Genomic DNA, 10,138 nt, shown 5'->3' with positions numbered 1-10,138 from the left:
CCGCGCACCGGCCAGCGTTTCAACGCAGGTGCGACAGCGGCAGCGGCCCCTCGCACTTGATCGCGGTCAGCACGATGTTCGAACGCACGCTCTCCACGCCGGGCACGCGCATCAGCCGCTTCATGGTGAATTCGGCCAGCGTGGGCAGGTCCGGCACCACCACGCGGATGAGGTAGTCGGCCTCGCCGGCGACGGAATAGCACTCCTGCACCTCTTCCAGCAGCAGGATCTCTTCGCGGAAGCGCTCGATGATGGTATCGCCGTGATGCGCCAGCTTGACGCTGACAAAGACCACCACGCCCAAACCAAGCGCCTGCGACGACAGGGTGACGCGGTACCCGGTGATGACCCCGTCGGCTTCCAGCCGCGCCAGCCGGCGCCCAACCTGGCTGGGCGACAGGTGCACGCGCTCGGCCAGCTGCTGGTGCGTGGTGCGGCCGTCGGCCTGCAGCGCGCTCAGCAGGGCGAGGTCATACGCATCGAGGGAAACACTATGGGCCGCCATACACAAATCCCGCATATCTCAATCCATGAATGCGCATTATATGCATGATCCATCGAAATCGAGCGGACTATGCGGACAGTTTGCGGCTTCCGGCGCCTAAACTACGCAGTAAATCCGCATCCATGCTGGCGCCTATGCAGCCAGCGCGCATTCCAGGAGACACCAGCACTATGTCCATCGCCATGGCCAGCGAAGCCCCCGGCGCCTTCCAGGGCACCCTGACCGACAAACTCAAGGAACAGTTCGACGCCGGCCTGCTGTCGGGCCAGGAACTGCGCCCGGACTTCACCATCGCCCAGCCGGTGCACCGCTACACCAGCATCGACCACGCCATCTGGCGCAAGCTGTACGAGCGCCAGGCCGAGATGCTGCGCGGCCGCGTCAGCGACGAATTCCTGCAGGGTCTGGCCACGCTGGGCATGGAAAAGGACCGCGTGCCGGATTTCGACCAGCTCAACGAAACCCTGATGCGCGCCACCGGCTGGCAGGTCGTGGCCGTGCCCGGGCTGGTGCCCGACGAGGTCTTCTTCGACCACCTGGCCAACCGCCGCTTCCCGGCCAGCTGGTGGATGCGCAAGCCCGAGCAGCTCGACTACCTGCAGGAGCCCGACTGCTTCCACGATGTGTTCGGCCATGTGCCGCTGCTGATCAACCCGGTCTTTGCCGACTATATGGAGGCCTACGGCAAGGGCGGCCTGAAGGCGGCCGGCCTGGGCGCGCTCGACATGCTGTCGCGCCTGTACTGGTACACGGTCGAGTTTGGCCTGATCCGCACGGAGCAGGGACTGCGCATCTACGGCGCCGGCATCGTCTCCAGCCAGGGCGAGTCGATCTACAGCCTGGACTCGGCCAGCCCGAACCGGATCGGCTTCGATGTGCGCCGCATCATGCGCACGCGCTACCGCATCGACACCTTCCAGAAGACCTACTTCGTGATCGACAGCTTCGAGCAGTTGTTCGACGCCACGCGCCCGGATTTCGCGCCGCTGTACGAAGCCCTGCGCGCGCAGCCGACGCTGGGCGCGGGCGACATCGCCGAGGGCGACCTCGTGCTCAACGCCGGCACCCGTGAAGGCTGGGCCGATACCGAAGACATCTGATCCGGCGCGCGCGCGCAAACCCCGGGGCGGCCTGCCACACCGCTGCCCCGCCCTGCCCCATTCCCCGCTTTGTGAAACAATGCCGGCATGCCCGCCGCCCAGGCGCGGGCGGGCCGGCTGTCCGCATGGTGCGCATCCGCCGCACTGCGCGGCCTTCGTTTTTTCCCAGAACCAGATCGAGCCCACCATGACCCCTCTGTCCCCGCAAGCCCGTGCCACGCTGCTCGCCGACCTGCCCGGCTGGACCACCGTCGCCGACCGCGATGCGATCTTCAAGCGCTTTACCTTCCACGACTTCAACGCCGCCTTCGGCTTCATGACGCGCGTGGCAATCCAGGCCGAGAAGGCCGACCACCACCCGGAATGGTTCAACGTCTACAACCGGGTCGACATCACGCTGTCCACGCACGACGCCAACGGCCTGACCCAGCGCGACATCGACCTGGCCCACTTCATCGAGCGCGCCGCCGACGCGGTGACCAACTGATGGCGCGGCCGCCCTGGCGGGCGGCTGTAGGCTAACCGTAAGGAAGCGCGGGGCGGCGCCTAGTACAATCTGCGGCAGGCCCGCACCGCCGTGTGTGCCATGGGGCCTTTTCCTGCCTGCCATGCCCAACGTCCTTCCCGAGCTGCCGCCATGCGTATCCTGCTGATCGAGGACGACCGCCAGATTGCCAGCGGCGTCGAAGCCGGCCTGTCCCGCGCCGGCCACCAGGTACGCGTCGTCCACGACGGCGTCTATGCCACCGAACACCTGCTGCGCGAGCAGCACGACCTGGTCATCCTCGACCTGGGCCTGCCCGGTATCGACGGCATGACGCTGCTGGCGCGCTACCGCGCCCGCAACCGCACCACCCCGGTCATTATCCTGACCGCGCGCGACGAGCTCGAAGACAAGCTTTCCGGCCTGAACGCGGGCGCCGACGACTACCTGATCAAACCCTTCGCGCTGCCGGAACTGGAAGCGCGCGTGCGCGTGCTGCTGCGCCGCAGCCAGCATGGCGAGGCCGCGCCCGAGCGCGACGTGCGCCTGGGCCGGCTGCGGCTGTCCGGCAACGATCGCCGCATGTTTATCGACGCGCGCCCGCTGGAGCTGTCGCCGCGCGAGTTCGCGGTGCTGGAGCTGCTGCTGCAACGCCAGGGCCGCGTGGTCAGCAAGGCCCAGCTGCAGGACCACCTGGCCACCTTTGCCCACCCCGCCGGCGAAGGCGGCGATACCGTCGGCGACACCGCGATCGAGGTCTACGTGCACCGCGTGCGCAAGAAGCTCGAGGACAGCGACGTCGAGATCGTGACCGTGCGCGGTTTCGGCTACCTGCTGCAGATCCGCGCCGGACAATGAAAGCGCTCCTGCCGCTTGCGCCGCCCGGCGCACGCTGATCCCCGGCGCTGTCCCAGGCCCAACCGGCAATGTGGCCCCGCTCCCGCACCTCCTCTCGAGTCTCCTGGCGCACCGCCTCGCGCATTGCAACGCGCAATGTGCCTCCCGCTTCCGCTGCGGCTGACACCGGCGGCGCCGCGCCCGCATCGCCGCGCCAGGCCGCCCGCCCCGGCTCCAACATCAGCCTGCGCGTGCACCTGCTGCGCGCACTGGCCACGCCGCTGTTCGCGCTGGTGCTGACCAGCGGCTCGCTGTCTTACTGGCTGGCGGCGCACTACACCACGCAGGTGTTCGACCGCGCGCTGTACGGGGTGGCCAACAATATCGCCCAGCAGATCCGCATCGCCGGCCCGCGGCTGGAACAGGACATCCCGATGATCGCGCAGACGCTGGTCGAGGCCGAGGGCACCGACCGCATCTACTGGCGCATCCACGGTCCCGACGGGTTGATCGGCGGCATGGATACCTGGCTGGGGTACGGCACCGGCCAGACCACGCTGCACGACGCGCGGCTGTTCTACGCCTGGTTCAGCGGACGCCAGGTGCGCGCGGTACGGCTGCCGGTGATGCTGCCCAGCGCCGCAGTCGACGAGCTTGGCACCAGCGAGGCCGGCAAGCCCGCGCGCGGGCCCATCGTGGTGGAAGTGGCGGAACTGCTGGACCGGCGCGAGACCGCCGCCAACGAGATCCTGCTGTCGGTGTCGGTGCCGCTGATCCTGCTGCTGCTGGTCGGCAGCCTGATCCTGTCGCACGTGCTCAAGGAAGAACTGGTGCCGCTGCAGATCCTGGCCGACAAGCTCAACCGCCAGACCGCGCGCTCGCTGGCGGCGCTGGACGAAACCCAGGTCCCGGCCGAGGTGGCGCCGCTGATCCGCGGCCTGAACGCGCTGCTGGCGCGGCTGCGCGACGCGCTCGACGCGCAGCGCAAGTTCATTGCCGATGCCGCGCACCAGCTGCGCACGCCGCTGACCGCGGTCAAGCTGCATGCCGACCGGGCGCAGACCGCCGATTCGCTGGAAGTGGCCCGCCATGCGCTGCGCGAGGTGCAGACCGCAGCCGACCGCGCGGTGCGGCTGTCCAACCAGCTGCTGTCGCTGGCGCGGGCCGAGCCGGGGCTGTCGCTGGAACGGCTGGGGCCGGTGGAACACTTCGACCTGGCCGAGCTGGCCTTTGAAATCGGCGCCGAATGGGTGCCGCAGGCGCTGGCGCGCCGCATCGACCTGGGCTTCGAGATCCTGCCCGGCCCCACCTTCACCGGCAGCGCGCCGGCGGTGGTGCGCGGCAACCGGCTGCTGATGCGCGAGGCGCTGTCCAACCTGATCGACAATGCGGTGAAATACGTGCCGTCGGGCGGGCGCATCACGGTGCGCGCCGGCGGCGAGGCCATGGGCCACCGCGGCATGGCGGTGGTGATGGTGGAAGACAACGGCCCCGGCATCCCGCCGCAGCGGCGCGAGGAGGTGTTCAAGCGCTTCTTCCGCGGCGACCGCGCCCCCGAGCCCGGCGGCGGCCGCGCCGACCAGGCGGGCGGCGCCGGCCTGGGGCTGGCCATCGTGCATGAGATCGTGACCCTGCACCACGGCAGCATCCGCATCGAGGACGTGCCGCCAGCGCCAGGCGCTGCGACACAACCTTCCGTCACGGACAGCACGCCCGAGCGGCGCGCGGTGATGCGCTTCGTGATCCGGATCCCGTGCGAGCCGGCAGGGTCGGTGGCCTGAACCCCTGGCTGCGCGGGTAGCGGCCTTATTTGGCTTTCTTTTTCTTTTCCTTCGGCGCCAGCATGGTGCCGCGGCATTGCGGGCTGCCGCAGCGGCATTCGAATTCCTTCTTCAGCTTGGCGGTATAGCGCGCGTCGATCACCAGGCCGTAGTCATAGAACAGCTCCTCGCCCTGGGCAATGTCGCGCAGCGCGTGGATGAAGACGCGGCCCTTCTTTTCGCGCGCCTCGCAGTTGGGCTCGCAGGCGTGGTTGATCCAGCGCGCGCGGTTGCCGCCGTACTTGGCGTCGATGACGCTGCCGTCGTCCAGGCTGAAGTAGAAGGTGTGGTTGGGATCGCTGGGATCGTGCGGATGGCGCTCCAGCGCCTTCTTCCACGAGATGTGCTCGCCCTTGTATTCGATCACGCGCTCGCCCTCGGCAATCGGGGCGATGGCATAGACGCCCTTGCCGTGCACGCCTGACTGGCGCACCTCGATCCGGTCGCTCGCCGTTTTCTTGCTGCCCTCGCCCGCTGCCTTGCGCTTTGCCTTGTCCGCCATTTGCCTTTCCGTGCTTTCGCCTGTTGTGCCTGGGTGGTGGCCGGTGCCGGCCGCCCGGCGCGATCGGGGATGATACCGGGGCGACCGCGACACGTATACGTGGCAACGCTGACGTGCGTGGCTGCAGCCGGCACGAACGACGTATACATCCCCTCCCCGCCGTGTCGCGCACCCGGTATACGCCGCGCCCGTTTACCACCCCGCATGTGGATAACCCCGCCCCGATCTGTGGACAAGCACGCGGATTGGGTGTGGGCTGCCTGGGGCTGGCATGGGGACGCCTCGGGCATAAGTCGGAGGGGGTTCGGCCCACCCCTCATCCATTGGGCGGAGTCTTCCACTTCGGCCAACATTCGATGAGACCACTTCTCGTTTACGTAAACCCTTGAAGGCAAAGATGTTTACGGGGTTTTCCACAGCGGCTGCGGGTGTTTACCTACTACTACTATCTGTATACATGAAAGAAAAAGGTAAACCGAAAGAACGATCCCAGGCCCGCGGCATCGTTCGAAAGGCGACAGGCGTAAACGGCGGGTTTGCGAGAGACTTTCTGTTTGCCCGTTCGGGCGCCGCGTATACCGCCGATGCCGTATACCGGGCAGCGGGACCGCTATCGCGGTATACGCGGATGCCGGCGGATCTCGGTTCGGTGGGATCGAGGGTCCATGCATGCGCCGAATAACGCCGGGCAAGGCCGGCGGAAACTTGCTTCTGGGCATGCACCATAGTGCAGTTGGATGCGTTGCAGCCCGTATAGCGCCTCCTGCCCGTTCAGGAGCTCGAGGGTGCCCAGACCCTCGGAACGGATCTCCGGGCTGTCAGCGGCCTTCTGAAGGCGCCTGGCATGCGGGTATACCGTGCTACACCGATCGCGGCAGCCAGGTTCCGTGAGGTACGGGATTTGCCGCGCATTTGCCGTTTGCGCCGCTATCCCGCCGACGGCGGACCCCCTTCCAGCGAGTGCGATTTGCCTCCAGCCCCGTACTGGCGCGGCCTTGCGGAAACTGCCAGGTAACAATCTGTTCCCGGTGCGCCTTGTCCGACACGGTATCATGTGGCCCGCGGCGTCTTTGCCGGAGCGGTGCCAGCCTGGCCGCCCGGCCGCGGACGCCTGTGTTTTATCAACTCGATACGGAGTGAAGCATGACGAAAACCGAACTGATCGACGCTATCGCAGCCGGGGTGGACGGTCTGACCAAGGCCAAGGCGGAACAGGCACTGAACGTGACCCTGTCGGCCATCATGGACGCTGTGGCCAAGGGTGACACGCTGAGCCTCATCGGCTTTGGCACGTTCAGCAAGGGCGAGCGTGGCGAGCGCATGGCGCGCAACCCGCGTACCGGTGAAGAAATCAAGGTCGAAGCCGCCAAGACCGTGAAGTTCAAGGCGGGCCAGAAGTTCAAGGACGCTGTCAACCAGTGATCCCGACGGGCTGCACTGCAGAGCCCGGCATTGCCTGACCCCGCCATGCCGCCGCCCCGGTGCCCGAGGGCGCAGGCGCGCGCCAGGCGGGGGACGTTATCCACAGTCGTGACCTGAATATCCTGCAGTATCCGCCGCATCGCCCGCTCCGCGCCTGGGCGATCGCGCGCCAAGTCTTCCAACAGGCGTCCAGCCTTGGCCAGAACTCGCCATGCCGGGCGCCGTGCCATGTGGGGCCAACATGTTTGCCCGTCCGCAGCGCCGCAGATCTCCACAGCGTTATGCACAACGCTTTCCACAGCCGATTCCACAGCGTTCTCCACAGGCGCGTGCGCCGCTGCGCGCCGCCGGCGCGGCCGCGCTGCTGGCGCTGCTGAGCGCCTGCACCACCGTTATCGAACCGGCCCGGCCGCAAGCGCGGGCGCTGCCGGACACCGAGCGGCCGGTGACGAGCCCGGGCGCCACGCCGCGCGAGCGCATCGTCGAGATCGCCACCAAGGAATGGGCCCGCTGGGGCGGACAGGTGGTGCGGCTGGGCCGCGACGACACCTCTTGCGTGACCTACAGTCCGGTGCCGGCGCCGGAATTGCCTCCCGAGCTGCCGCTGGCGTCCCCGACCGACGCCGCAGCGCCCGCCGTGGCCACCACCGATACCGAGTCCAAGACCAACGGCAACCCGCCGCCGGCAGCCAGCTGCCTTTCTTTCCCGGACGGCACCGGCATGGAGGCCACGCCGCTGGGCTGCACGCTGGCGCGCCGCTACTGGGGCATCGTCGGCGAAACGCCCAGCTGCAGGCAGGTCACGCAGGGCGCCTGGGCCTGGTCGGCGGTCTTTGTGTCATGGGTGTTGCGCAAGGCGGGGCTGGACGAGCGCCAGTTCCTGACTGGCCAGTCGCACTCGATGTACGTGGTCGACGCCCGCGACGGCATCCTGCCCCGCCCCGCCTTCCGCATCGAGCCCGTGCCGGCGATGCCCCGCCCCGGCGACATCATCTGCGCCGGTCGCGGCCGTGACCGCTATCTCGAGGACATCGCCGAGATCGGTTTCGGCACTACGCCGATGCATTGCGACATCGTGGTCGCCGTGGATCCGGCGGCGCGCGTGGTGCGGGCCATCGGCGGCAACGTCCAGCAATCGGTATCGATGGAAGAGATCGAGCTGGGCGATTCGGGTCGGCTCGACGGGATCACCAACTCGCATATGCCGTGGTTGCTGGTGATGCGCAACGACCTGCAGTAAGCCGGTTTATCGATGGGAATTATCGACCCGCGCTTAGTTCTTCATTGCTGATAAATCACGTAAATAAACCAGCGATCAATCGAACAACTCCAGCTGCGCGGTATCCCGGTCGCTCGTGCCCACCCCAACCCCCAGCAGCCGCACCGGCAAGCCCCGACGCGCATGGCCCTCGGCCAGCAGCCGTGCATAGACGCCGCGGTCCGGGGCATGGCCGCGGCATTCCACCGTGGTCTGCCGGAAGTCGGAGAAGCGCAGCTTTACCGTGAGCTTGTCGATGGTGTCGTGCGCCTGGGCGCGCGCGATGCGCGCCTCCAGCATGGCGATCAGCGGTTCCAGCTCGGCCAGGCAGGCCTGCAGGTCGGGCAGGTCGTCGGCATAGGTCTCTTCCATGCTGATCGACTTGCGCTCGCGCTCGGGCGTGACCGCGCGCTCGTCGACGCCGCGGCACAGCTTGTACAGCCGCGCCCCGAACACGCCGAACTCGCGATGCAGGCGGTCCGGCGACCACGGCCGCAGGTCGCCGCAGGTCTCGGCCCCCAGCCGGCGCAGCTTGGCCGCGGTGACCTTGCCCACGCCATGGATGCGCTCGACCGGCAGCGCGGCGACAAAGGCATCGACCGCGGCGGGCCGGACCACGAACAGGCCGTCGGGCTTGTTCCAGTCGCTGGCGATCTTTGCGACGAACTTGCTGGGGCCGACGCCGGCCGACACGGTCACCCCGACTTCCTCGCGCACGCGCTGGCGGATCTCTTCGGCGATGCGGGTGGCGCTGCCGGCATGGTGCGTGCACAGGCTGACATCGAGGTAGGCCTCGTCCAGCGACAGCGGCTCGACCAGCGCGGTGTATTCGCGGTAGATCGCGAAGATGCGGCGCGAGACCTCGCGGTACTTGTCCATCGCGGGGCGCACGATCAGCAGGTCCGGGCAGCGCTTGAGCGCCTGCGCCGACGCCATCGCCGAGCGCACGCCGTAGGCACGCGCTTCGTAGTTGCAGGTGGCGATCACCCCGCGCCGGTCTGGCGCGCCGCCCACGGCCATCGGCCGGCCGCGCAGCGACGGGTCGTCGCGCATTTCGACCGAGGCGTAGAAGCAGTCGCAGTCGCAATGGATGATCTTGCGCTGGACCGCGGCAGTGGCGTCAGGCGGGGCGGACATTGGGGCCGGGATGCGGAGCGGCTATCTGCGGATTATCAACGGGATAAATGTCTGATATCGATTTTCAGGTCGTCTCATTGATAGATTGGATGCCAGCGGGCTTCTGCCGCGCATTCATCCACAGTCCTTCGGCCGCATACAAGGCCAGCGACAGCCAGATCAGCGCGTAGCCCACCTGCTTCTGCGCCGGGAACGGCTCGTGCCACAGCCACACGCCCAGCAGCAGTTGCAGGGTCGGACCGGTGTACTGCAGCAGCCCCAGCAGCGACAGCGGAATGCGCCGTGCGCCGGCGGCAAAGAACAGCAGCGGCACCGCCGTCACCGGCCCGGCCAGCAACAGCAGCCACTGCGTACCCGGCGCTGCGTGGGTAAAGCTGTCCTGGCCGGTGGCGAACAGCCAGCCCAGCGCCGCCGCGGCCAGCGGGAACAGCAGCAGCGTTTCCAGCGACAGCCCTTCCAGCGCGCCCAGCGCACCGGTCTTGCGCAGCAGCCCGTAGCCGCCAAAGCTGGCGGCCAGGCCCAGCGCGATCCACGGCAGCTGTCCTGCCGCCACCGTCAGCCATGCCACGCCGGCGGCCGCCACCGCGATCGCCAGCCATTGCACCCGGCGCAGGCGCTCATGCAGGAACACCACGCCGAGCAGCACGCTGAACAGCGGATTGATGAAATACCCCAGGCTGGCGTCGACCACGCGGTTGGCCGACACCGCCCAGATATACAGGAACCAGTTGGCGCACAGCAGCGCCGCGCTGGCGGCAAATGACAGCAACAGGCGCCGGTCCCTGACCACCTGGCCCAGCCACGCCCACTGGCGGCGCCAGGCCAGGATCAGCCCCAGGAAGACCAGCGACCACACCATCCGGTGCAGCAGGATCTCCATCGGGGCGATGCCGGGAAGCGACTTGATGTAGAGCGGGAGCAGGCCCCAGATGAGGTACGCCAGCAGGGCGTAGAGAATGCCGAGTTGCATAAGGTTTTCCAATCGATGCCGGCGATTCTACCGGGGCCGCGCCATCCCCGCCGGCGCGCCCCGCGTGCGGGCGCCGCCAACAAAAAACCCCATGCTCCCGGGG

General features: G+C 67.9%; 10 protein-coding genes. 6 read left to right on the top strand and 4 right to left on the bottom strand.

The genetic code is table 11. The features are described 5' to 3' along the window. Nucleotides 1–19 precede the first annotated feature (19 nt). Nucleotides 20–505 carry an Lrp/AsnC family transcriptional regulator gene (locus tag U9J39_RS17590; protein ID WP_115711382.1) on the bottom strand — a complete coding sequence of 162 codons (486 nt, stop codon included), beginning with the start codon at nucleotides 503–505 and terminating at the stop codon, nucleotides 20–22. Nucleotides 506–675: 170 nt separating this feature from the next. On the opposite strand from U9J39_RS17590, the gene phhA reads away from it, so the two are divergent. From phhA to U9J39_RS17570, 4 genes are all read left to right on the top strand, one after another. Beyond that, complete coding sequence (phhA, locus tag U9J39_RS17585; RefSeq protein ID WP_326347639.1) at nucleotides 676–1,605, top strand: phenylalanine 4-monooxygenase; 930 nt, start codon at nucleotides 676–678, stop codon at nucleotides 1,603–1,605. 187 nt (nucleotides 1,606–1,792) lie between these two features. Next, on the top strand, nucleotides 1,793–2,092 hold the full coding sequence (locus U9J39_RS17580) for a 4a-hydroxytetrahydrobiopterin dehydratase (RefSeq protein ID WP_240987632.1): 300 nt from the start codon (nucleotides 1,793–1,795) through the stop codon (nucleotides 2,090–2,092). Nucleotides 2,093–2,242: 150 nt separating this feature from the next. Continuing rightward, nucleotides 2,243–2,947 (top strand): response regulator transcription factor, encoded by a 705-nt coding sequence (locus tag U9J39_RS17575; RefSeq protein ID WP_012354320.1) that lies wholly within the window; start codon nucleotides 2,243–2,245, stop codon nucleotides 2,945–2,947. A gap of 68 nt (nucleotides 2,948–3,015) precedes the next feature. Further along, nucleotides 3,016–4,707, top strand: a complete 1,692-nt coding sequence (locus U9J39_RS17570; protein ID WP_115711388.1) for a sensor histidine kinase — start codon at nucleotides 3,016–3,018, stop codon at nucleotides 4,705–4,707. 25 nt (nucleotides 4,708–4,732) lie between these two features. On the opposite strand, the gene U9J39_RS17565 is transcribed toward U9J39_RS17570, so the two are convergent. Then, nucleotides 4,733–5,248: an SET domain-containing protein gene (locus U9J39_RS17565; protein WP_012354323.1), complete on the bottom strand. Its 516-nt coding sequence runs from the start codon at nucleotides 5,246–5,248 to the stop codon at nucleotides 4,733–4,735. A gap of 1,143 nt (nucleotides 5,249–6,391) precedes the next feature. Here U9J39_RS17565 and U9J39_RS17560 point away from each other — a divergent pair. Both U9J39_RS17560 and U9J39_RS17555 read left to right on the top strand, forming a co-directional pair. Next, the gene (locus U9J39_RS17560) at nucleotides 6,392–6,670 is read left to right on the top strand and encodes an HU family DNA-binding protein (protein ID WP_012354324.1); all 279 of its coding nucleotides are present in this window, start codon (nucleotides 6,392–6,394) and stop codon (nucleotides 6,668–6,670) included. 241 nt (nucleotides 6,671–6,911) lie between these two features. Then, nucleotides 6,912–7,910, top strand: a complete 999-nt coding sequence (locus U9J39_RS17555; protein ID WP_115681346.1) for a DUF2272 domain-containing protein — start codon at nucleotides 6,912–6,914, stop codon at nucleotides 7,908–7,910. Nucleotides 7,911–7,985: 75 nt separating this feature from the next. On the opposite strand, the gene dinB is transcribed toward U9J39_RS17555, so the two are convergent. Both dinB and rarD read right to left on the bottom strand, forming a co-directional pair. Beyond that, entirely contained in the window at nucleotides 7,986–9,065 is a 1,080-nt protein-coding gene (gene dinB / locus U9J39_RS17550) for a DNA polymerase IV (protein WP_326347638.1), read from the bottom strand. A gap of 64 nt (nucleotides 9,066–9,129) precedes the next feature. Further along, on the bottom strand, nucleotides 9,130–10,035 hold the full coding sequence (rarD, locus tag U9J39_RS17545; RefSeq protein WP_115678956.1) for an EamA family transporter RarD: 906 nt from the start codon (nucleotides 10,033–10,035) through the stop codon (nucleotides 9,130–9,132). Nucleotides 10,036–10,138 lie beyond the last annotated feature (103 nt).

The organism is Cupriavidus sp. SS-3, assembly GCF_035818815.1.
GTDB lineage: Bacteria > Pseudomonadota > Gammaproteobacteria > Burkholderiales > Burkholderiaceae > Cupriavidus > Cupriavidus taiwanensis_C.
This window is presented reverse-complemented; position numbering and strand designations above follow the sequence as displayed.

Coding starts and splice junctions, on each gene's coding strand:
- U9J39_RS17590 (WP_115711382.1), bottom strand. CDS start 505: ATGGCGGCCCATAGTGTTTCCCTCGATGCGTATGACCTCGCCCTGCTG.
- phhA (WP_326347639.1), top strand. CDS start 676: ATGTCCATCGCCATGGCCAGCGAAGCCCCCGGCGCCTTCCAGGGCACC.
- U9J39_RS17580 (WP_240987632.1), top strand. CDS start 1,793: ATGACCCCTCTGTCCCCGCAAGCCCGTGCCACGCTGCTCGCCGACCTG.
- U9J39_RS17575 (WP_012354320.1), top strand. CDS start 2,243: ATGCGTATCCTGCTGATCGAGGACGACCGCCAGATTGCCAGCGGCGTC.
- U9J39_RS17570 (WP_115711388.1), top strand. CDS start 3,016: ATGTGGCCCCGCTCCCGCACCTCCTCTCGAGTCTCCTGGCGCACCGCC.
- U9J39_RS17565 (WP_012354323.1), bottom strand. CDS start 5,248: ATGGCGGACAAGGCAAAGCGCAAGGCAGCGGGCGAGGGCAGCAAGAAA.
- U9J39_RS17560 (WP_012354324.1), top strand. CDS start 6,392: ATGACGAAAACCGAACTGATCGACGCTATCGCAGCCGGGGTGGACGGT.
- U9J39_RS17555 (WP_115681346.1), top strand. CDS start 6,912: ATGTTTGCCCGTCCGCAGCGCCGCAGATCTCCACAGCGTTATGCACAA.
- dinB (WP_326347638.1), bottom strand. CDS start 9,065: ATGTCCGCCCCGCCTGACGCCACTGCCGCGGTCCAGCGCAAGATCATC.
- rarD (WP_115678956.1), bottom strand. CDS start 10,035: ATGCAACTCGGCATTCTCTACGCCCTGCTGGCGTACCTCATCTGGGGC.